The sequence below is a fragment of the Kordiimonas sp. SCSIO 12603 genome, from assembly GCF_024398035.1.
Taxonomy (GTDB): Bacteria; Pseudomonadota; Alphaproteobacteria; order Sphingomonadales; family Kordiimonadaceae; genus Kordiimonas.
In genome coordinates this window covers 3,531,413-3,551,854 of record NZ_CP073748.1, presented here as the reverse complement: position 1 = coordinate 3,551,854, position 20,442 = coordinate 3,531,413, and the positions used below count along the sequence as shown (strand labels likewise).

The window sequence follows — 20,442 nt, the reverse complement described above, 5'->3', positions numbered from 1 at the left end:
GCGAGTGACTTGGTACTAGGAAGCAAAAATGATTTGCGCGTTTTGATCGCTATGGAAAATGGTCAGGCGGCAGAAGGTGCGCGTGCAATTTTTAAAGAACAAAAAGCAGATATTATCCAAATTGCTGAAAGCAAAGGAGATGCGCTTGAACGTTTTGGGCAAACGCATTTTAATTTCCTGTTGGTAGAAGATAGCTTTTCCGATCTTGGCGGGGTGGATTTTGTGCGTTTTGTGCGTATGCTTGCCAGTCCAACTTCTATAGCACCAATTATTATGTGTATGAAAAACCCTAGCAGGCATGATGTAATCGCTGCGCGAGATGCTGGCGTGAATAAGATGATTATTCTTCCTTTTACAACTTCAACTTTGCTTAAAAGTCTTGCTGATATCATGCTGCATCCAAAGCCATTTATTCAGATAACTGGATATAGTGGGCCAGACAGAAGGCAGTCCAAGAAGGCATATGGTGGCCTTGAACGTCGCATTCGGCAGGAAGGGGCTATGGCAGTGGAAAAGCAGCAAATCTATTTCAAAGGCGAGTAAAATAGCGCTTTCTAGCAGATTCAATGCTCGACAGCAGGGGTGACCACTGTTAAAACTCGCCCCATGACGAATCTATGTTCATATGAGTGGCAGATAACTGCCAGCATTATTCGAATTACTGGCCCGGCGCTTACGTAGCGACCGGGGTTTCTAGTTTGTCACTTTCACCAAGAATATAGTTATATTCGGCTATGCGCCGAAAGAATAAGAGAGCGGAACGAGAATTATGTCTGCTGAAGAAACAAAACGCGATTACCGCGATACAGTCTTTTTGCCTAAAACAGATTTCCCAATGCGAGCGGGGCTCCCCAAGCGTGAGCCTGAATTCCTTGCTAAGTGGGAAAAAGAAGGCATTTATAAACAACTGCGCGAAGATGCTGCGGGCAAGGAAAAGTTCGTACTGCATGATGGCCCTCCGTACGCAAATGGGAACATCCATATTGGCCACGCAATGAATAAGGTCCTGAAGGATGTGATTACCAAATCACAACAGATGCAGGGTAAAGATGCACCGTATGTTCCAGGCTGGGATTGTCACGGTTTGCCGATCGAATGGAAGATCGAAGAAAAATACCGCAAGAAGAAGAAAAACAAGGATGAGGTTGATCCTGTTGAATTTCGCCGCGAGTGCCGCGAGTTTGCAGATCAGTGGATCGGTGTTCAAAAAGAAGAGTTCAAGCGCCTTGGTATCTTCGGTGACTGGAACAAACCTTACCTGACTATGGATTTCGATGCGGAAGCGCAGATCGTTGAAGAACTTTTGAAGTTCTCAACATCCGGTGCGTTGTATCGAGGTTCCAAGCCTGTGATGTGGTCTCCGGTTGAGAAAACGGCACTCGCTGAAGCTGAAGTGGAATATCATGATCACACATCCACACAGATTGATGTAGCGTTCCGTGTAAAGGAAACATCTGCGAAAGAACTTGATGGTGCTCGCGTTGTTATCTGGACAACAACACCGTGGACCATCCCTGCAAACCGTGCGGTTTGTTTTGGCCCTGCTGTTGATTATGTTGTGCTTGAAGTAACTGAGACAGCAGAAGGCGCCCTTGCCAAAGAAGGTGACCGTTTTGTAGTTGCTGAAGCACTGGCGGTGGATTTTGTTAGCCGTGCAGGTATTAGCAATTATCTACAGATTGCCCATGTAAAGGGTTCTGCGTTTGAAGGTTCCGTGTTGATGCACCCATGGAACGGTCACGCAGATGCGGATGGCTTCTATGATTTTGATGTGCCAATGCTACCGGGTGACCATGTAACCACTGAAGCGGGTACCGGTTTCGTACATACGGCTCCAGGCCACGGTGACGATGACTATCAGGTAGCACACGTTCAATTTGGTATTCCTGTACCGTACACAGTGAATGAAGCTGGTTGCTATTATGATAATGTAGCGCTTGTTGCTGGCCGCCACGTTTATAAAGTAGCTGATGAGGTTTGTGAGCTTCTAACAGCTGTTGATGGTCTTATTGCTAAAGGCACGCTTTCACATAGTTATCCTCACAGCTGGCGCTCCAAAGCACCGCTTATTTTCCGTAATACGCCACAGTGGTTTATCTCTATGGAGAAAACTGGCCTGCGTGAAAACGCGCTACGGGCAATTCGCGGAGAAGTAAACTGGTACCCTGCAGTAAGCCAGAACCGTATTGAAGCGATGGTAAAAGATCGCCCTGATTGGGTAATTTCTCGTCAGCGTGCTTGGGGTGTACCAATCACTGTATTCGTACATAAAGAAACAGGCGAAATTCTTCAGGATGCTGAAGTGAATGCCCGTATTGTGGCTGCGGTTAAAGATGGCGGCGCTGATGCATGGGTTGCTGTTCCTGCACAGGATTTCCTTGGCGATAAATATAGCGCTGATGATTACGAGCAAGTACACGATATTCTTGACGTTTGGTTTGATAGTGGCTGTACACACGCGTTTGTAAGCGAAATGCGTCCTGATCTTCAGTCGCCTGCTGATTTGTATCTCGAAGGTTCTGATCAGCACCGTGGCTGGTTCCAGTCAAGCCTCTTGGAAAGCTGTGGGACACGTGGCGTGGCTCCGTATAAAGGTGTTCTTACACACGGTTTCACCATGGATGGTGAAGGTCGCAAGATGTCCAAATCGCTCGGCAACACCGTAGCGCCGCAAACAATCATCCAGCAGTATGGCGCTGATATTCTGCGTCTGTGGGTGGTTGCTGTTGACTATATGGAAGACGTACGTATCGGTGATGAGATCATCAAAGGCCAGGCTGATGCTTACCGTAAGATCCGTAACACGATGCGCTACCTACTTGGTAATCTGGATGGCTTCACGGATGAAGAGCGCTTGCCAGCATCGGAGATGCCTGAGCTTGAGCGCTGGGTTTTACACCGCCTTGCAGAACTTGATGAGCTGATCCGTTCGAAATCAAATAGCTATGATTTCAACCCGATCTTCCGTGAACTTTATCAATTCTGTATCGTTGATCTTTCCACATTCTATTTCGATATCCGGAAAGATGCGCTTTACTGTGATAACACGGCTGATACGCGCCGCCGTGCAGCTCGCACCGTGCTTGATGAAGTATTTAACCGCCTTGTACTGTGGTTCGCGCCTATCCTTTCTTTCACATCAGAAGAAGTTTGGTTGTCTCGCCATGGTGCCGATGCACCAAGCGTACACCGTCAGCTTTGGCTGGATACACCTTCGGAATGGAAAGATGATGCTCTTGCAGCCAAGTGGGCAAAAATCCGCGAAGTGCGCTCAACAGTAACATCTGCGATTGAACTTCTGCGCCGCGATAAGACGATTGGTTCAAGCTTGCAGGCAAATGCTGAAGTGACTGTAGCTGATGAAGCTACACTCAAAGCATTTGATGGCCTTGATGCTGCAGAGATTTTCATCACCTCAGCTGCTACACTGAAGGTAGGAAGTGAAGATGTTGCTGTTATTACAGTGGCAGATGGCGAGAAATGTGAGCGCTGTTGGGTGGTATCTCCAGAAGTTACTGAAAATGGTGACTTGTGTAACCGCTGTAATGCAGCGGTTGATGCGCACGACGCAGGCTAACAGATATGAAGGTTGGCCCATATTTTAAACGTGGTTTGCTGATCAGCGGGATACTTTTACTCGCTGATCAAATCAGCAAATGGTGGGTATTGAACGGCTTGAAACTGCCGGAAGTTGGTTCCATTGAACTGCTGCCATTCCTCAATTTCACCATGGTATGGAACTACGGTATTTCTATGGGCCTGCCTATCGGTGACAGCCTTGGTAAATGGGGCATTGTTATCCTAACTGCAGGCATCAGTATGTGGTTGTTGAATTGGCTGCGAACCACGGAGCGAAAGCTTGAGGGTTTGGGGCTTGCTATCATTCTTGGCGGGGCTATTGGCAATATCATTGACCGATTCTTACATGGTGCTGTGGTGGATTTTATTCACCTTCATGCTTTTAGCTATAATTTCTATGTTTTTAACGTGGCGGACAGTGCCATAACCATTGGTGTGATACTTCTTTTAATTGATGGCTTGCTTGAAGGCAGGAAAGGCCCTAAAAATGCCTTAAACGCCGATCAAGCTGACAATTAAACCAGCGTGATCACAAGGGAGTAGGGTGAATGACGCTCAAGTCTGTATCAGTTTTAGTTTTGGCAACCGCTTGTCTCGCTGCATGTGGTAGCGGTGGCAGTAAGAAAACCTATGTGCCGAACGAGTTTGAAGTTGTGGACAGGGCGCCGCTCGCAGTTCCGCCGGAATCAACTTTAACACCGCCACGCCCGGGCGAGCCACGCGCTCAAACTATTAACCCTGGCCGTATTGCATTTGATGCGTTGTTCCCTGGGAAGAAATTCCCTCGTCAGGTTCCAAAGAGCCAAAGCGAAAATCAACTGCTCAGCCAGTTGCCGTATGCTGATGTGGATATTCGTTCGAATGTTGGTGGTCCTTTAACGCAGGATGTAGTGAAAAAGAAGCTTCTTCTCGCTGATCTTCTTGAAGCTGAAGAACGTACCTTCCGCCCTGATAATGTTGAGGTTAACCGCGTTTCAACGGGCGGGTAGACTTACATAAATCATTTAAAGAAAGCCGGTCTTTGAACCGGCTTTTTTGTTAGGTGGCATAGAGGTTTTCATACGCTGTTTTGATCTTGTTGAACACGCCCCAGAATGGTTTAGGTGTAATGCCAGCAAGGCAATCCGCCATTATAGCAACATGGGTTTCCCAACCTGCAGACACGCCAACAATAGTTTCCATATCTGGTAGTCGTTCATGTGTGATGGTTAACTTCACTTGGTCACCAATAGCCTCAAGCTCAAACATTACTTCTGAGGTGCTGCCCGTATTTTCGGCCCATGTATAGGCTAGTCTATACGGTGGTTCATATTTTGTTACGGTTCCGTAGTGAATTGTGCCGTCGCCACAATCGGTTGAAGGGGCCTCGCTATCTCGCTCAGGGGATAGGTTGTCGTGATTGAAGTGCAGTTCTACCTTGCCGCCAACACTTGGTTCGGTTTCGCCGGTTGCTAACCATTTGCCGCGTTTTTCCGATTCTGTCAGGTACTCCCATACAAGCTCGATCGGCCCGGGTAACAGGCGTTCTAGCCGAACTGTTTGCTCGTCCAATAATTTTCCATGAATATTCATGTCTCATCCTTTGCAAGCTGTTTGCGTTTTGCTTTCAGGAGTTCTGTTTCAAGATCATCTAATCTGTCAGCCCAGAAACATTCATACTGTTTGATCCATGCTTGCGCCTCAGCCATTGCTTTTGCGTTTAAGCGGCAGATATGGGTGCGTCCGATAACCTCGCGGGTTACAAGGCCTGCTTGCTCGAGTTTTTTAATATGCTTCGAAGCAGCAGCAAGAGACATAGCGTAAGGCGCTGCCAGATCAGAAACTGTTTGATCTTCTTTGCTGAGACTTACAAGCATACCTCTTCTGGTTTGATCAGAAAGAGCATGGAAGACAGCATCTAGTCGTTGTGTATTATCGTTAACCATATGGTTAAGTATATGGATATTTTCTAAATAGTCAACCATTTGGTTAAATTATGAAAAATATACAGCTAAAAACGGCATTTTCTTTCATCCCTTTTCAAAGCCTGATAGGGTCGCGCCATGACTAGCCAGAACCGACATACCCTCCCGAAAGAAGCGGGAATTATCCGCCTTCTCTCTGAACGAACCATCAACCGAATTGCTGCTGGTGAGGTGGTAGAACGTCCTGCAAGTGCAGTGAAGGAACTTGTTGAAAATTCTATTGATGCTGGTTCAACGCGGATTGATGTGATCATGCGGGATGGCGGCAAGGCCCTTATCCAGGTGTCGGATGATGGTTGTGGTATGAATGCCGAAGAACTTTCGCTTGCGGTTGAGAGGCATGCCACCTCGAAACTACGAGACGAAGATTTGGTGAATATCGCCTCGCTCGGTTTCCGGGGTGAAGCTTTGGCCTCTATTGGTTCAGTAGCGCGCCTTAGTGTTACCTCGCGCGCGAAGGAAGCTGAAGACGCATGGGCAATTCGTGTTGAAGGTGGGGTGAAGCACGAAGCTGAACCCGCGGGCCATACGGAAGGTACACGCATTGAAGTGCGGGATTTGTTCTATGCCACACCGGCCCGGCTTAAGTTTATGAAAACAGCTCGCACGGAATATGGTCAGGCAGGGGATGTGATCAAGCGCCTTGCTATGGCACATCCTGATATTGCTTTTACTTTCGGTGATGGCGACCGAACTACATTCCGTGCACCGCCCGTGGTAAGCCTGACAGAGGACCCGCGTTTGGAGCGGTTAGGCGCTATCCTTGGCCGAGAATTCCGGGAAAATGCCATTGAAATTGATGCGGAACGTGAAGGGCTGCGGCTTACTGGTTTCGCAGGTTTACCAACTTTTAGCCGCGGTAACGCACAGCACCAGTATCTGTTTGTGAACGGTAGGCCTGTGAAAGACCGCTTGCTTGTGGGCGCGGTACGTGGTGCCTATCAAGATTATCTAGCGCGGGATAGACATCCTGTACTTGCACTTTTCCTTGAGGTGCCGCCCGAATTTGTTGATGTGAATGTACATCCTGCGAAAGCGGAGGTGCGTTTCAAGGAAGCAGGTTTGGTGCGTGGGCTTATTGTTTCAGCTCTCAGGCATGGTTTGAGCATGGCTGGGCACCGAGCATCCACAACGGTGGCTGGCGCTGCCCTTGGGGCAATTAAAGCAGAAGGGGCAGGAACTGCGATGCCGTGGACCCGGCAAGTAGAACGTCCAACGTTACCGTCAGGCTTTCAGCAGGTAGCAGACCAGCTTTATCAGCCTGTGGAAGCTCGGGAAACCCAGCTTGGTTTTGACCCGCAAGGGGATATTTCTGCGCCAAGTGCGCGCCCTGTTGAAGATGCATCATATACCTCGGTTGCGGAGAGTATGCAGACGCCATATTCCGCTGAAACACCACCAGTGCCACAAGCGCAGCCAGAGCCAGAGAATTTTCCACTCGGCACAGCACGGGGGCAAGTACATGCCACATATATCGTGAGCCAAACAGCAAATGGGATCGTGATCGTTGATCAGCATGCAGCCCATGAACGGCTTGTTTATGAACGTATGAAAAAGCAGATGGCTGAAACAGGTGTTGCGCGTCAATCACTACTGTTGCCAGAGGTGGTGGAACTTGAAGATGCGCCTGCTGAACGTTTGCTTAAGCGCGCAGAGGAACTGGAAGCTCTTGGTCTTGTTATTGAGCCATTTGGCGAAGGGGCTGTTGTGGTGCGTGAAGTACCGGCCATGCTCGGTAAGCTAGATGCCAAAGGCCTCGTGCGTGATCTGGCTGATGAAATAACCGAACTTGATGAAGCATTGTCCTTGAAAGAAAAACTTGAAGAAGTGGCAGGTACAATGGCGTGTCACGGCAGTGTGCGCTCTGGCCGTAGGCTTACCGTTGATGAAATGAACGCGCTGCTTAGGGAAATGGAAGCCACTCCTCATTCAGGCCAATGTAATCACGGTAGGCCTACCTATGTGGAACTTGCGCTTAACGATATCGAAAAATTATTTGGCCGTCGTTAGTTATAATTTTGTTCCGTCGGAGAAGCTTACATCGTAAACAAAATACTTCTTTGTTCGTTCATTTTCGCTTATTGCTCTCAAAATTGTAAATTTGAGTTCGCAAGGTTCTTTCCGAATAAACTTATCAATTGACCAAGATAGAGTTTTACCGACTTTATCGAAAATTTCTTTAGAGGCTAGTTCAAAACTTACGGTTCGATTTAAGTTTTGATCAAATAGTCGACCATTGCCATTGATTCCGTTTAATCTAGTGACATTACCAACGATGGTTTCCCTATTTTCTTGGAGAGTGGTATTCTGTAAATACTGTAGTGTAGAATAATCAAAATGTGCGAGCGCTATATTCTGATTATCTTCCAAAGTGATTGTTCCATTACTCTTAAGGAGTGGCCTGTGAAACTCAATTAAGGCTGGTTCTATTACCTCAGGTAGATCTTGAAGGGTTTGTTGTTGAAAGTCGTTAAAGTGAGGTTCTAAATCGGTTCCAACTAAGCTAGGAGATATCTCTCCCAATTCGTCATTTTGAGTGTTGGTTCCTGTAGCTGCTTTGAAGGCCCATTTAAGGCTGTTTGTGAATAATTTTTCTATTTGTTGTATTTTTAATGCTGAGTAGCCACCAAGTGCAGCGATGACAATTGGATCTTGTATGAAAACTTGTATTTGTTGAAGGACCGAACCTTCTCGTTGCGGTGTTACAAATATCTTAGCGCCTTGTAGGCGAGGAGCCTGTCTTAAAATATCATTTTTAAGGAATGCATGTGTGAAGAGGTTAATAGATTTAGCGATACCGTGTAGTGATTTTGTGCCATCATAAGCATCAAGTAGACTTCCGCCTTCTTCGTAGTCAAATTTGTAGCGAAGAAAAAGGTCAATTCGAATATTTTCTGACATATAAATAACCGTTAAAATTGCATAAAGATATACATATAATCTTTATGGTGGTTTGTTTCTAGTTAAATATTGCCCGCATTTTGGCGATTAGTTCACCGCTATGCTTCATCGCGTGTTCTTCGCTTGATAGAATTCTGTTGGCGAGGCGCTTCTTGAAGCGAGTGCGATCAAAGTCGGCAGGAATATTTTCTTTGCCCGCTGCATCGAGTACGAAATCAACAAGCCTGTCCGCTGCATGGATACGGCCCCAAAGATAATCATTTTCCCGCGCCTTACGGCTGAAGAAAGCGCCGAAATTATATAACTCAGTGCCCTTCAGCGGTTGATCATCTTGGTGCATAGATGCACAGTCTACTGGACTGATACGGTCAACCCGAATTTCGTCTATTTCCTGCAGGTCGGCATGTGTAGACATTGGCAGTGTCAGCACATCATAAAAAGCATAGCCCACATATGCCCTGAAAAGGGTTAGTTTCAGGTCTTCATCGCCAGCGCCAGAAAGGGTAAGCGCCATAAATTCATCGGTGATAAAATCATGCTCTTCCAGTTGCATGGTCTCAGCAATACGATTCATGATTGCTGGTACTGCGTCATCAGGCAGTAGGGCTTTGTTTTTCCATATATCATCCAGTGTGCCTGCATAAGCTTCTGCGTGCCACTTAGAGCGGAAGGTTTCCATGCTCTTGTATAGTTGCTGTTTAGTAAGTTTATGAAACGCAGTTGTTTCTCCGCAGGTTGTTTGGAGGAACTGATTAAGCTGTCTCACGGTGAACCTAAGCCGCCGAACCCTATAATCCACATCAAAAGCACGGAGGAACTTGATAAAGTTCTGTAGATCTTCATGCGACTGGTTGAGATCGGCCTTGTCAATTTTCTGTTCGTTCGCCCAAGCGTAAATTCTTTCCCGCGCTAATGTTTGGCTGAGTTTCTGACCGCTTGCAGAAGCTATGTGGACAAGTAGTTTGGCTAGGCGATCAAGTAAGCTTAAAGTTTTGCTTTGCATATAAGTGCTGTAGCCGTAACCAGCTTTTTCTTCTGCAAGTCGGTGCGCGCGCTCACGCCAGCTGGCGAGAATAGCAGTACTTACGCGCTTCTCTGCATCCAGTTGCAGCATATTGTCCACGAGCTGTCGCACTTCAGCTTCAATCGTGGCGTAAACGCTTTCCATGCGTCGCGCCTCTTTATTGCGCTCTGCAATATCCTGCAGGTCATCATAAATTGGTTCGTTGCGGGGAATTTCTGCAAGTGATGATAAAATAGTACGGAAAAAACCCGGCTTTTCTTCACTGTGGTCGTTCAATCGATCCGTTGCACGGTCTGGCATTGGGTCTACATAAATTACCCGGCGGTCTACCTCTCTGTGTGCAGCCCTGTCTTCCATGGCTTCTAAGGCTTCACCGAACGGTTTGTTATTTGTCACACCGCCATCAATGAATGACATGGTGTTGAGCGCATCTTCATTATGTATTTGGTTCGGGAAGTTCTTAGCGAAGAATGCTTGTTTTGAAGGCCACGGCATTTTCTTGTGTTTCAGATACGCTGTTAAATCACTGAAAGATATGGGCGGAAATGCACCGGGAAAGCTACTTGTTGCGCGAGCGGCAAACCCAAGCCCGGGAATGTTGCTGTCATCCAGCTCGCTTTTTAGCGTTTGTCCCTCCGCTTTTAAGTAGGAAAAACTGAGAGGCACTTTATGTTGGCGTTCTTTGATTTCTTTCGGGTCATGTAGCTTCAGTCGCCTTGGTTGCCCGAAGAAATTAGTGATGCTTACAAAAAGATCCAGTTTATGACCACTCGGCAGTAGAGAATGGTTTGCATCAGCTTCCCCCATATTCTGACAGGCACTGATCATCCAACTGAGCATACGGCGTCCCGAAAAGGGTGGTTTAAACCATCGAGACCTGAGAAAGCGTGAGAGCTTTCTTTTGCTTTCCTCATCTGGATTAGCGTCATCAAAGGCTTTATCTGCAAAAAGCCAGATAAAAGGGTAGAGGTAGAATTTGCTGAAACGTTCGGCGATAGTACCTTTTTCCATCAGTTCTTCTACATCCCCCAGTTTCATCCACATATCGCGAAGAGGGTTGAAATCCAGATCATGTGCTATAGCCCGTGCGAGGAAAATACCATTGATGCCACCCGCCGATGTGCCTGAGACAACATCAACAATCACTCTGATATCAATCCTTTCTCCAAGCATTTGAAGGAGTTCGTAATAGAGAGATTCTGTATCCGTAGTGTAGGGGCGTTTAGGTGCGAGTTCCAAGAATGTGGCGGATGCCAGTTTGTCTCGGTTGTCAATGCTGTGGTAAGCACGAGACGCGCGAATAAGTTTAAGTATCTCATGCGAGATACCGTTCATATAAACAGCAAGCGATGCCCCACCGTAACAAACCAGGGCTAAGCGCAGCTCCAGTTCCCGCATAAATCGTTTCCTCATAAATGTTTAGGTGAGTTTACAGGAAATGAGTGAAAGGCCAATGAAGTTTTTTATGCTGAAAAAAGAGGATGCGGAAAACCGCATCCTGCGAGGTATTAATAGTAAACAACATATTGAGGCTTCAAGATATGAAGCCGGGAAATAGGGCAGTGGACAAAATAATGGAGCTTCTTTTGTCCACATCCATGATACGAATTGGCCGTGTTTAACCTTCGGTATTTTTACGCATTAAAAACACAATGCGCTGTTGGCCTTGTGTACGTTCGTCAATCAAGTCCAGTGCATCGGGAAATATGCTGGTGTCATCCGCCGCGAGTTCGCAGATGATAACACCATCTTCCGCAAGCCAGTTACTATCTATAATACTCTCAAGCGTTGGCGTTACATGGCCTTGCCTGTAGGGAGGATCCATGAAGATAAAATCGAAGGGGGTTGAAGATTTAGGCAGTGTACGGGCGCTGCCTGAAATAACCTTCGTTTCTTTTTCCAGTTTCAACAGGGCGATGTTACTGTTGATAATATCCACTGAAGAGCGAGCTTTTTCTACAAAAGTGGTATGTGCCGCTCCTCGAGAGAGGGCTTCCAGCCCCAGCGCGCCAGTACCTGCAAACAGATCGGCTACCCTTGCATCAATAAGATCAGGATAGCGACTATGCATCAGCATTGAGAAAAGCCGTTCGCGCATCCTGTCTGTGGTTGGACGAACATCTTTTCCCTTAGGCATATTGAGGCGCCGGCCTCGGTGGATACCTGCAACTATTCTGCTCATTTAGCTTTGCCGGTTGGGCGAGGCTTAGAGCCACGAGCTGGTCTGCCTGTTGGTTTGGCAGGTTTTCGTGCAACCGTGTCCGCCTTTTTTCGCGCTGAAGCTTTGGTTTCAGATTTTGCAGGTAACACACCATCGCGCTTTTGTTGTTCCCATTTGCGTTTGCGGCTGGCACCTGGTTTTGGGTTGTTTTGTTTTTTAGCTTTTGCCCATTTTTCTGGATTATGTCTTACCTTCGGAGCTGCAACAGTTTCTTTTGCGTCTTTAAAGAAATCACCAAGTAGCTCGTGCATCTGTTTTTCACCAACGGCGGCCACAGCACCATTGGCCATTGTACCAAGTGAGAAAGGACCATAATGTGTGCGGATCAAGCGGTTCACTTCAAAACCGATGCTTTCCATAACTTTCCGCACTTCGCGGTTTTTACCTTCGCGAATTTTAACAATCACCCACGCATTAGCACCTTGTTGACGCTCAAGTTCAGCATCAATTGGACCGTAGTGAACACCGTCAATCGTGGTGCCATTTTTCAATTTGTTGAACACACCGGGTTTAACATAGCCGTGCACACGCACTCGGTACGTGCGTTCAATACTATTGGCAGGTAACTCAAGCCAGCGGGCGAGCTCACCATCGTTTGTAAGAAGAAGCAGGCCCTCAGTGTTCATATCAAGGCGGCCAACACTGATTACACGGCCCATATGATTAGGTAGACGCTCAAAAACTGTTGGACGCCCTTCAGGGTCATGGTGGGTGGTAAGTGTACCGCGAGATTTATGCAGGCGCCAAAGTTTGGTTTGTTTGGCTTGGCCAATGGCTTCACCGTCTACATGGATGCCTTCAAGGCTGGTCACGAGCGTGGCTGGCGTTTCCAGTTTCTTGCCGTGTAACCAAACACGGCCATCTTCAATCATGCGTTCTACTTCACGGCGTGAAGCCACGCCAGCACGAGCGAGGACTTTGGCAATACGTTCGCCTTTAGGCGCTTCGTTTTCAGTCATATCTGTATCTTTATCTGTCATGCGGCGCACCATAGGCTTGAGCGCAGAAAAGCGCAATATCTTGCTTCATACCTATCACACTGATACATGCATTCCTATGATTGATACATTTCCGCATATGCACACAGCCCTTAGGGAAGCTGAAAAAGCTGCCGAGCGTGGTGAGGTGCCGATTGGTGCCGTTGTCGTAGGGCCAGATGGTGCAGTGCTCGCGCAGGCCGGAAATGATGTGGTGGGGGCGAAAGACCCGACCGGACACGCTGAGCTTATAGCTATTCGCGCTGCTGCGAAGGCCTTTGGGTCAGAGCGACTTGAAGGGTGTAGCCTTTATGTAACGCTGGAGCCGTGCGCCATGTGTGCGCAGGCGATTGCTTTTGCGCGTATCAGGCGGGTTTATTTCGGTGCAGATGATCCTAAGGGTGGGGGTGTTACTGTAGGTGCTCGTATCTACAGTCATAAAACCACACACCACAAACCTGAAGTTTATGGCGGCATTCTTGAAAAAGAAGCCGCGAAATTATTAAGAGACTTTTTCCAGTCTCGGCGTTAAACTCGCTAAATGGGCGAAAAAGACTTTTACGAAGATATCCTCAATAAGTTGCAGCAAGCATGGGCTTGGGTTCAAAATAACTTTCTGGAACCTGAACGCCTCATCGAACTTGCTATTCTGGCAGTTATTGTTCTTGTCTCCCGTTTTGTATGTGCTCTTATCTATAAAGGCATTATGAAAGCCTTTGGCGACCATCCTATGGTACAAAAGGCTGATCGGAGATTCCTCAATCCTGTTTTGGTAGCGGCTTTCTCTATCATGCTGACCTGGACAGCGATACTGATCCTGCAGCCCTTTATGCAAACCTATTTACTCTCTATCGCGACGAGCTTGTTTACAGCGTGGTTTGTAATCCGGCTTGCGGTGGGGATGCTGGCGAACCGAGAGCTGGCCAGACTTATTGCTTATACAGCATGGTCGGTAGCTGCCTTAAATATTATGGGGCTTCTTGACCCTATTCTTATTGTTCTTGAAGGCGCAAAACTGCCACTTGGCGAAGTGGAGTTAAGCGTTCTTTCCCTGATCAAAGGATTGATAACCTTCGGGTTTATGATTTGGGGTGCTTTTGCGCTTTCTTCGCTTATTGAAAAACAAATCAAGGGTTTTGAGGCTGTACCACCTTCGGCGCGGGCTTTGATGACCAAAGTCTCGAAAATCCTTTTGGTATCTTTGGCGTTCCTTATTTCTCTTAATGCGACGGGGATTGATCTCACCGCGCTTGCGGTATTCGGTGGTGCGCTTGGTGTTGGTATTGGTTTTGGTTTGCAGAAGGTTGTGGGTAACTTTATTTCCGGCATTATTCTGCTGGTAGACCGTTCGATTAAGCCGGGTGATGTGATTGAAACGGGCGGCACTTACGGCACCATTAACCGCTTGGCAGCTCGCTATACCAGCGTTATCACTCGAGACGGCACAGAGTTTTTGATCCCAAACGAAGATATGATCACGCAGCCTGTTGTGAACTGGTCTCATAGCCATAGACTTGTGCGCAGACGTATCCCTGTGCAGGTAAGCTATAATAGTGATGTGAAACAGGCTATGGCGCTCATGGTAGATGCCGCCAATGAAGAAAAACGTATTTTAAAACAACCAGCACCAAGAACGCTCATCCGGGGCTTTGGCGAAAGCGGTGTTGATCTGGAACTACGTATGTGGATCGATGATCCACAAAATGGCGTTTCAAACGTTGCCAGCAATGTGATGGGGCGTATCTGGGATAAATTCAATGAAGAGGGGGTGGAGTTCCCATTCCCGCAACGTGTGGTACATGTAAAACATGAGACTGGGGGCAACCCGGCTTTTGATATGAGGGATTACGACAGCATAACAACATCCGAGTAAGGGGAGAGGCCAATGAATATTGGTAAGTTTGTACTCAATGTAGTTGTCGCGTTTATAGCTTATGCCGTTTTGTATACGGTTGGTGGTGATGTAGTTTTCAAGGATGCTATGGCAACGATGGCACCTGCCATGCATCCGCAGGAAGAGACTTTTGTTCAGAATCTAGGGTATCATTTTGTGCAAACCATCGTGGTAGTTTGGATGTTTGGTAAGGCCGTAGGATCTGGTGATATGAAAGCTGGCGCCATGTTTGGTGTGATGTTTGGTTTGTACCTTACAGCTACAGATTCCATCTGGTTTGTGAATATGGTTAGCCTTTCAGGTGATGCACGGTTGCCGCTTACAATTATGCATCTGGTCAATGGTGCTATTATTGGCTTGCTACTGGCGTTTATGGAAAGCAAAGGCTGGGGAGCATCATCTGCACCCACGGATGCTTCAGAGGCTGAAGAAGGTTAGTCAAAAACAATAATCCCAAGCCCAGTAAGAAGGTCTTTTTGCTGGGCTTGGTCTATTTTCATGTTCTCAAAACTCGCTAAGGCTCCAAGTTGCATCCCTTGCAGATTAGTTCCTGTCAGATTAGCCCCATCAAAGATTGCCCGTATTGTATCAGCGTCCGCCAGATTAGAACCGCCAAGGTCTGCATCTGCGAAATCACAACCGCTGAAGTCAACTTCCCGAAAACTGTTTTCCGTGAGCATACATCCTTCAAAGGAAAGGCCTTCGAACTGGGCATAATCAAAGTTTGATGCATGAATAGTGATGCTTGTTGTGGTCACTTTACCACCCAGTGCATAGGAAAAGGTAGCATCCTCAAAATTGCTGCCTTGGGCGCTACAGTTGTTAAACCGGGCTTCAAAGAGGAGCGAACCTTTAAAAGATGCAGCAGAAAGGTTGCAGTTTTCAAAACATGTGTCTCTCAGCGCGGCATACTTGAACATGCCGCCTTTACCGGTCTCGCTGTCTAAGAAGTTGCAATTGATAAACTGGGAGCTTCTACCTTCAATACTGCTGAAATTACAGCTTTTGAAAACACAGTCTCTGAACAAAGCTTCTTGTATTTCAGCGTTTGAAAAATCTACTCCTGAGAATGTGCAATTCTCAAATTCTGCGCCACTTAGGTTTTCTTCAGCGAAATCATATTCAGTGATCTCTTGCCCGAATATAATTTCGCTGTTTTCAACGGCGGTAAGAATTGTGTCTCGGTTTTGCATTATTTTCCTGCAAAGTCCCAGTATAGCTCAACAAGTTTAGTGGCAACGGAGCCGGGTTTCCCGTCAGAAATTGCACTTCCATCCAGTTCAACAATTGGCATAGCACAGCTGGTTGCACTTGTGAGGAACATCTCTTTTGCGGCTTTTGCTTCTTCAATAGAAAAGGCTCGTTCTTCAATCCTGATCTGATGCTTTTCGGCCAGTTCAATGAGGGTTGCTCGCGTGATCCCCGGTAAAATGTTATCTTTGAGTGGGCGGGTAACCAGAGTTCCGTTTTTGTCTACCATCCAGACACTAGTGCTGCTGCCTTCTGTAACATTGCCGTCGGCATCTACAAGTATTGCCTCAAAAGCGCCAGCTTCTTTTGCAGCCTGTTTGGCCAGAACATTAGGGAGAAGAGCTGTAGCTTTAATATCGCAGCGGCCCCACCGAATATCCGGTTGGCTTGAAACCTTGATACCCGTTTTAGCGCGTTCCCGAACAGCGCCAAAATCAAAACGGCGGCAGGTCATAACAAGAGATGACCGGAGGTCACCTTGTGGGAAAGCGTGGTCCCGCTTTGCTACACCGCGTGAAACCTGAATATAGAGAAGTGCATTCTTCAAACGGTTTTTTTGTAACAGTTGTTTGCTGATAAGTTTGAGTGCAGACCGTGTAACGGGTTCTGTCATCCGTAACTCGCCCATAGAGCGCCAGAGGCGGTCAAGATGGGGTTCTTCGTCAATCATTTTGCCGTCAATAACCGATACCACTTCATAAACACCATCCGCAAACTGGTAACCGCGGTCATCAATATGAACAAAAGCCATATCATTCGGCACATAAGCGCCATTAACATAAGCGGTACGAGACATAAGTTATTCCTATAATTACTCAGGCTTATCCTGAAGTGGTTTGATGAAAGCAATAAGAAGCACTGCCGGTAGAACGATTAAGCATGTTGTGCCCGTCAGTGCGGTTAATCCTACTTTGATAAAAGGCGCAAATAAGGCGGTGGCAATTGAAGCGAGGCTAGTGACAGACAAAATGATAAGCGCAGATGCTCTGTCGTCATCTTCTTTTGCCGCGGAAAGTGCACGTACAAAACCTGTTCCACCCCTGAGGCCCAGGCCCGAATTTAGAATCCAGAAAATATACTTTAGATGGTCGGGGTTGTTTTGCCCGAAGTAAGCATATGCCAATAATGCTAATGTACCCAGGAATGAGATATAGGTCCCTAAAGTGATAACTACTTCGATACCGAACCTTTTCACAAAGTTACCCGATAAGTTTGCGAACAAGATGAAAGTGGCTACACCGACCATTTGCATATAGATGAAATCATCAATACTGCCGCCCATAGTTTCCTTGATGACCGCGGGTGCTGCGAACACGAAAGTTAGCAAACCACCAAGCACAAGCGCATGACTAAGTGCATACCGAAGGTAAGTGGTGTTTTTCAGCAGCTTCATATAGCTGCCGTTGTTCCTGTTTTTCTTGGTGCCGATGCTGGGGAGTAGTTTCGGGCGTACAATCACAAAAAGACAAATGGCGAATACCAGAATACCTGTGAGCAAAAAAGATGTCTTCCAGCCGTATTGGGTATGCAGCCATGCGCCAGCTATAGGGGCAAGACCGGGTACAAGCGATTCAATACTGCCCATAGCGCTTACAGCCCGAATAGCGCCAAGCTCTCCGAAAAGCTCTCTTATAAGGCCCGGTGCGAGCACCGCAGAGCCAGATGCAGCTGCACCCTGTAGAAGGCGATTAGCGATCAAAGTTTCAATATTAGGTGCATATGCTCCGGCAACCGAGAGTATGCCGTAAAAGAACAGGGAGCCAATAAACAGTTTGCGTCGGCCTACGTAAGACCCAAGACTACCGAAAAGCAGGAAGCCAAATGTAGAGCCTGCCACAAATGCCGCGAGTACAAGCTGGGAGCGCGCAATTGTAGTGCCGAACACCTCAGGGAATTCAGGCACTGACGGTAACACGAGATCAATGCCCGCAAGGCCAAGCACTGAACCTATAATGATAGTTGCGCAGGCGAGGAGTGCTGCAAATTTTGTTGGCTGTTCTGCTTGGGTAGTCATGGAGTATCTCGATATTCACAAATAAAGCGCTACCCTATGCGAGCAGCGCTTTATTGAAAACCATCAAATTGTGAAATAGTCAGCTTTGCACGCTTTTTTCCACAATACAGTCATGGAACTTATGTACCAGTTCACACACGGCTTCGGGGTCTTCTATCTGCGGGAAATGCCCGATACCCGGTAGACGCGCGACTTTGGCACGAGGTACCAGTTTTTCAAAACCGTCTGCTGCATGTGCGCCGGATACAGGGTCATCAGTGCCGTTAATCAGAAACATTGGTATTTTGGTAGAGGCTTCCGGCAGTGCAGGCACCCAGCGATCAGCGTTTTCCTTGCGCTCTTTCATATAGCGGATACGGCGGCTAAAAGAGGCGCGGCCGTTGATACCTTTAATCGCTGGCCAGAATTCTTTCAGAAATTCGCCTTCGGGGCGCGTATGTTTCCCGAATACCTCGGCAAGACCTTGTAAGAATTTTTCACGTTTAATGAAGCTTGCAAACCAAGGGCCAATGGGGCTTGCAAGCAGGCGCTGAGCAAGCCTTGGTCTATGGAGTTCAGGGATCATGCCGCCATTAAGGAAAATAGCGCTTTCAATCCGGAAGGAAAGATTGCTTTCATTTTGACGCGCAAGCAATTCCTGCACTACTGTGTTTCCTAGATCATGGGCTAGTATATGCACATCCGAAATGCCTTTATGCTTCATCAAAGCTTCAAGCATATCTGCCTGATCACGCACAGTGCAGACAGCTGATTTGGCGTTCAAAGATAAGCCATAATCAAGCAGATCAGGCACCACCATATGGAAGCGAGAGACAAGGTTTTTACAAACCCAGCCCCAGTCCCAGCTGTTTGTTGGAAATCCGTGTATTGTCAGCATCACGGGTCCCTGACCACCCCGCTGATAAAACACATTATGGTTATGCCATTCGAAATATTTGCCGCATTGGCTCCATTTCTCGAAGGAAATTGGCGCTGGTTTCATAAAGTTAGTTAGCCCACAGTTTTTATTATTTTCTCCGGCGCTTGCCACCTTGTGGAGCTGTTTTCCTATAGAAATCAGGTGGCTTACCCCTAAGCCATGCTGTAAAGCGTTTGATTTCTATCTGGTCCCTTAATGCTTCCACCGCAGCGTAATTCCGCGCCAGCTCTTTTTCGTTAAATAGAGCGTGAAGCTTACGATGGCAAATCGGATGTAGAGGAATTGTTTCCTTACCGCCTTGTGACTTCGGGATAAGGTGATGCATTTGCACGTCTTTTCCGAACGGACGATCACATAACGGGCATGTGTCTTTTTTTTCCATACAGAATAATCTAAGCCAGAAGCAGGGTTGTTTCTATAAAAATCGGGGTGTGTCAGTGATGCAATTTGAAAATTACGTTAGTCATCTGGAATGCGGTATTACAGGTGAAGCAGATTATGAAAAAGCGCAAATTCACGGGTTGTCTCGGGCAGGGCGTCCGCTTCTTGTGCGTTATGATCTAGAGGCGATGAAGGGCAAGGTTAACAAGCACGAAATATGGGCTCGTGGCGGTGGTTTCTGGAAATGGCGAGAGCTTTTGCCTATTGTGGATACTGAAAATGTTATCACCCTAGGTGAAGATGATACACCACTGTTATCTTGCCCAAAGCTAGCGTCAGATATGGGCGTGACGGGTGAGATTATCATCAAGGATGAAGGACGCTTGCCAACGGGCAGTTTCAAAGCTCGCGGCTTGGCACTTGCAGTTGCGATGGCGAAAGAACTTGGTATCAATCAGTTAGCTATGCCGACAAATGGCAATGCTGGAGCTGCTATGGCCGCATATGCAACGGCTGGGGGTATGGAAAGTTATATTTTTGCGCCTGATGATACTCCAGATGCCAATATTCGCGAAATCAGCTTGATGGGCGGCAAAGTCTGGCGTGTGAATGGCCTGATTAACGATTGTGGGAAAATCGTAGGCGAAGGCAAAGAAAGTGCCGGGTGGTTTGATGTTTCAACACTCAAGGAGCCTTACCGTATCGAAGGTAAGAAAACTATGGGTCTGGAGCTTGCAGCTCAACTTGGCTGGGAAGTACCTGATGTAATTTTCTATCCTACAGGTGGCGGCACCGGCCTTATTGGTATGTGGAAAGCCTTCAATGAAATGGAAGCATTGGGGTGGATTGGCTCGAAGCGCCCTAAAATGGTGGCTGTACAAGCAACTGGTTGCGCCCCAATCGTGAAGGCATTTGATGAAGGCGCACGTCATGCGGAGCTTTGGGAAAACGCACATACTTATGCGGCAGGTATTCGAGTGCCAGTGGCTGTCGGTGATTTCCTTATTCTTGATGCAGTACGTGAAAGCGGCGGCTTTGCTTCTGCCGTTGACGATGACGCTATTGAAGAAGCACGCCAGCAAATCGGCCGCACGGAAGGTGTACTTGTTTGCCCTGAAGGCGCTGCAACCTTTGCAGCTTATAAAAAAGCACTGAAGGAGGGTAAGGTTTCTAAAGAAGATCGAGTTGTTCTTTTCAATTGTGGGAACGGGCTGAAATACCCGATGCCTGAACAGGCAGATGCTATCGACCGGCATAAAGCAATTGACTACGGCAAGCTTATTGGCGTTTCATAAGTTCAACGGATTTGGGGTGAAA

20 protein-coding genes are annotated in these 20,442 nt (G+C 47.3%); 9 read left to right on the top strand and 11 right to left on the bottom strand.

From position 1 onward, the window contains the following. Positions 1 to 9 precede the first annotated feature (9 nt). The 4 genes from KFE96_RS16625 to KFE96_RS16610 all read left to right on the top strand — a co-directional run bounded on the left by KFE96_RS16625 (position 10) and on the right by KFE96_RS16610 (position 4,568). Positions 10 to 543 carry a hypothetical protein gene (locus KFE96_RS16625; protein WP_255833659.1) on the top strand — a complete coding sequence of 178 codons (534 nt, stop codon included), beginning with the start codon at positions 10 to 12 and terminating at the stop codon, positions 541 to 543. A gap of 226 nt (positions 544 to 769) precedes the next feature. Next, positions 770 to 3,577, top strand: a complete 2,808-nt coding sequence (ileS, locus tag KFE96_RS16620) for an isoleucine--tRNA ligase (protein ID WP_255833658.1) — start codon at positions 770 to 772, stop codon at positions 3,575 to 3,577. Positions 3,578 to 3,582: 5 nt separating this feature from the next. Then, entirely contained in the window at positions 3,583 to 4,098 is a 516-nt protein-coding gene (gene lspA, locus KFE96_RS16615) for a signal peptidase II (RefSeq protein ID WP_255833657.1), read from the top strand. Between the two features lie 29 nt (positions 4,099 to 4,127). Continuing rightward, positions 4,128 to 4,568 carry a DUF3035 domain-containing protein gene (locus tag KFE96_RS16610; protein ID WP_255833656.1) on the top strand — a complete coding sequence of 147 codons (441 nt, stop codon included), beginning with the start codon at positions 4,128 to 4,130 and terminating at the stop codon, positions 4,566 to 4,568. A 49-nt stretch (positions 4,569 to 4,617) separates the two neighbouring features. On the opposite strand, the gene KFE96_RS16605 is transcribed toward KFE96_RS16610, so the two are convergent. Together KFE96_RS16605 and KFE96_RS16600 are read right to left on the bottom strand one after the other, a co-directional pair. Continuing rightward, on the bottom strand, positions 4,618 to 5,151 hold the full coding sequence (locus KFE96_RS16605; RefSeq protein WP_255833655.1) for an SRPBCC family protein: 534 nt from the start codon (positions 5,149 to 5,151) through the stop codon (positions 4,618 to 4,620). Next, positions 5,148 to 5,543, bottom strand: a complete 396-nt coding sequence (locus KFE96_RS16600; protein WP_255833654.1) for a helix-turn-helix transcriptional regulator — start codon at positions 5,541 to 5,543, stop codon at positions 5,148 to 5,150. Before KFE96_RS16600 ends, KFE96_RS16605 begins: the two co-directional genes overlap by 4 nt. Before the next feature lie 78 nt (positions 5,544 to 5,621). Here KFE96_RS16600 and mutL point away from each other — a divergent pair, with 78 nt between their 5' ends. After that, the gene (gene mutL, locus KFE96_RS16595) at positions 5,622 to 7,553 is read left to right on the top strand and encodes a DNA mismatch repair endonuclease MutL (RefSeq protein ID WP_255833653.1); all 1,932 of its coding nucleotides are present in this window, start codon (positions 5,622 to 5,624) and stop codon (positions 7,551 to 7,553) included. On the opposite strand, the gene KFE96_RS16590 is transcribed toward mutL, so the two are convergent. The 4 genes from KFE96_RS16590 to KFE96_RS16575 all read right to left on the bottom strand — a co-directional run bounded on the left by KFE96_RS16590 (position 7,554) and on the right by KFE96_RS16575 (position 12,669). After that, a complete protein-coding gene (locus KFE96_RS16590; protein ID WP_255833652.1) occupies positions 7,554 to 8,444 on the bottom strand; it encodes a hypothetical protein in 891 nt (296 codons plus the stop codon). A gap of 58 nt (positions 8,445 to 8,502) precedes the next feature. Then, positions 8,503 to 10,866, bottom strand: a complete 2,364-nt coding sequence (locus KFE96_RS16585) for a patatin-like protein (RefSeq protein WP_255833651.1) — start codon at positions 10,864 to 10,866, stop codon at positions 8,503 to 8,505. A gap of 220 nt (positions 10,867 to 11,086) precedes the next feature. Then, positions 11,087 to 11,650 (bottom strand): 16S rRNA (guanine(966)-N(2))-methyltransferase RsmD, encoded by a 564-nt coding sequence (gene rsmD, locus KFE96_RS16580; protein WP_255833650.1) that lies wholly within the window; start codon positions 11,648 to 11,650, stop codon positions 11,087 to 11,089. After that, positions 11,647 to 12,669: a pseudouridine synthase gene (locus tag KFE96_RS16575; RefSeq protein ID WP_255833649.1), complete on the bottom strand. Its 1,023-nt coding sequence runs from the start codon at positions 12,667 to 12,669 to the stop codon at positions 11,647 to 11,649. The genes rsmD and KFE96_RS16575 overlap by 4 nt, the downstream gene beginning before the upstream one ends. A 76-nt stretch (positions 12,670 to 12,745) precedes the next feature. Between KFE96_RS16575 and KFE96_RS16570 the strand changes: the two genes are divergently transcribed. Genes KFE96_RS16570 through KFE96_RS16560 form a run of 3 tightly spaced genes read left to right on the top strand, consistent with a single transcriptional unit; the run spans position 12,746 to position 14,998 of the window. Further along, positions 12,746 to 13,198 (top strand): nucleoside deaminase, encoded by a 453-nt coding sequence (locus KFE96_RS16570; RefSeq protein WP_255833648.1) that lies wholly within the window; start codon positions 12,746 to 12,748, stop codon positions 13,196 to 13,198. 9 nt (positions 13,199 to 13,207) lie between these two features. Continuing rightward, on the top strand, positions 13,208 to 14,539 hold the full coding sequence (locus KFE96_RS16565) for a mechanosensitive ion channel family protein (RefSeq protein WP_247017154.1): 1,332 nt from the start codon (positions 13,208 to 13,210) through the stop codon (positions 14,537 to 14,539). Positions 14,540 to 14,551: 12 nt separating this feature from the next. After that, positions 14,552 to 14,998: a hypothetical protein gene (locus tag KFE96_RS16560; RefSeq protein WP_255833647.1), complete on the top strand. Its 447-nt coding sequence runs from the start codon at positions 14,552 to 14,554 to the stop codon at positions 14,996 to 14,998. Here the strand turns inward: KFE96_RS16560 and KFE96_RS16555 are convergent. From KFE96_RS16555 to KFE96_RS16535, 5 genes are all read right to left on the bottom strand, one after another. After that, a complete protein-coding gene (locus KFE96_RS16555) occupies positions 14,995 to 15,753 on the bottom strand; it encodes a pentapeptide repeat-containing protein (protein WP_255833646.1) in 759 nt (252 codons plus the stop codon). The genes KFE96_RS16560 and KFE96_RS16555 overlap by 4 nt on opposite strands. Then, positions 15,753 to 16,607 (bottom strand): D-amino-acid transaminase, encoded by an 855-nt coding sequence (locus KFE96_RS16550; protein ID WP_255833645.1) that lies wholly within the window; start codon positions 16,605 to 16,607, stop codon positions 15,753 to 15,755. The genes KFE96_RS16555 and KFE96_RS16550 overlap by 1 nt, the downstream gene beginning before the upstream one ends. 15 nt (positions 16,608 to 16,622) lie before the next feature. Continuing rightward, positions 16,623 to 17,825: an MFS transporter gene (locus KFE96_RS16545; RefSeq protein ID WP_255833643.1), complete on the bottom strand. Its 1,203-nt coding sequence runs from the start codon at positions 17,823 to 17,825 to the stop codon at positions 16,623 to 16,625. Positions 17,826 to 17,904: 79 nt separating this feature from the next. Then, positions 17,905 to 18,702 (bottom strand): alpha/beta fold hydrolase, encoded by a 798-nt coding sequence (locus KFE96_RS16540; protein ID WP_255833642.1) that lies wholly within the window; start codon positions 18,700 to 18,702, stop codon positions 17,905 to 17,907. A gap of 130 nt (positions 18,703 to 18,832) precedes the next feature. Beyond that, positions 18,833 to 19,126 carry an HNH endonuclease signature motif containing protein gene (locus KFE96_RS16535; RefSeq protein WP_255833641.1) on the bottom strand — a complete coding sequence of 98 codons (294 nt, stop codon included), beginning with the start codon at positions 19,124 to 19,126 and terminating at the stop codon, positions 18,833 to 18,835. 58 nt (positions 19,127 to 19,184) lie between these two features. On the opposite strand from KFE96_RS16535, the gene KFE96_RS16530 reads away from it, so the two are divergent. After that, positions 19,185 to 20,420 (top strand): threonine synthase, encoded by a 1,236-nt coding sequence (locus KFE96_RS16530; protein ID WP_255835612.1) that lies wholly within the window; start codon positions 19,185 to 19,187, stop codon positions 20,418 to 20,420. Positions 20,421 to 20,442 lie beyond the last annotated feature (22 nt).

Excerpts from the sequence above, each read along its gene's own strand:
- ileS (WP_255833658.1), top strand. The coding sequence starts at position 770 with ATGTCTGCTGAAGAAACAAAACGCGATTACCGCGATACAGTCTTTTTG.
- lspA (WP_255833657.1), top strand. The coding sequence starts at position 3,583 with ATGAAGGTTGGCCCATATTTTAAACGTGGTTTGCTGATCAGCGGGATA.
- KFE96_RS16610 (WP_255833656.1), top strand. The coding sequence starts at position 4,128 with ATGACGCTCAAGTCTGTATCAGTTTTAGTTTTGGCAACCGCTTGTCTC.
- KFE96_RS16605 (WP_255833655.1), bottom strand. The coding sequence starts at position 5,151 with ATGAATATTCATGGAAAATTATTGGACGAGCAAACAGTTCGGCTAGAA.
- KFE96_RS16600 (WP_255833654.1), bottom strand. The coding sequence starts at position 5,543 with ATGGTTGACTATTTAGAAAATATCCATATACTTAACCATATGGTTAAC.
- mutL (WP_255833653.1), top strand. The coding sequence starts at position 5,622 with ATGACTAGCCAGAACCGACATACCCTCCCGAAAGAAGCGGGAATTATC.
- KFE96_RS16590 (WP_255833652.1), bottom strand. The coding sequence starts at position 8,444 with ATGTCAGAAAATATTCGAATTGACCTTTTTCTTCGCTACAAATTTGAC.
- KFE96_RS16585 (WP_255833651.1), bottom strand. The coding sequence starts at position 10,866 with ATGCGGGAACTGGAGCTGCGCTTAGCCCTGGTTTGTTACGGTGGGGCA.
- rsmD (WP_255833650.1), bottom strand. The coding sequence starts at position 11,650 with ATGAGCAGAATAGTTGCAGGTATCCACCGAGGCCGGCGCCTCAATATG.
- KFE96_RS16575 (WP_255833649.1), bottom strand. The coding sequence starts at position 12,669 with ATGACAGATAAAGATACAGATATGACTGAAAACGAAGCGCCTAAAGGC.
- KFE96_RS16570 (WP_255833648.1), top strand. The coding sequence starts at position 12,746 with ATGATTGATACATTTCCGCATATGCACACAGCCCTTAGGGAAGCTGAA.
- KFE96_RS16565 (WP_247017154.1), top strand. The coding sequence starts at position 13,208 with ATGGGCGAAAAAGACTTTTACGAAGATATCCTCAATAAGTTGCAGCAA.
- KFE96_RS16560 (WP_255833647.1), top strand. The coding sequence starts at position 14,552 with ATGAATATTGGTAAGTTTGTACTCAATGTAGTTGTCGCGTTTATAGCT.
- KFE96_RS16555 (WP_255833646.1), bottom strand. The coding sequence starts at position 15,753 with ATGCAAAACCGAGACACAATTCTTACCGCCGTTGAAAACAGCGAAATT.
- KFE96_RS16550 (WP_255833645.1), bottom strand. The coding sequence starts at position 16,607 with ATGTCTCGTACCGCTTATGTTAATGGCGCTTATGTGCCGAATGATATG.
- KFE96_RS16545 (WP_255833643.1), bottom strand. The coding sequence starts at position 17,825 with ATGACTACCCAAGCAGAACAGCCAACAAAATTTGCAGCACTCCTCGCC.
- KFE96_RS16540 (WP_255833642.1), bottom strand. The coding sequence starts at position 18,702 with ATGCTGACAATACACGGATTTCCAACAAACAGCTGGGACTGGGGCTGG.
- KFE96_RS16535 (WP_255833641.1), bottom strand. The coding sequence starts at position 19,126 with ATGGAAAAAAAAGACACATGCCCGTTATGTGATCGTCCGTTCGGAAAA.
- KFE96_RS16530 (WP_255835612.1), top strand. The coding sequence starts at position 19,185 with ATGCAATTTGAAAATTACGTTAGTCATCTGGAATGCGGTATTACAGGT.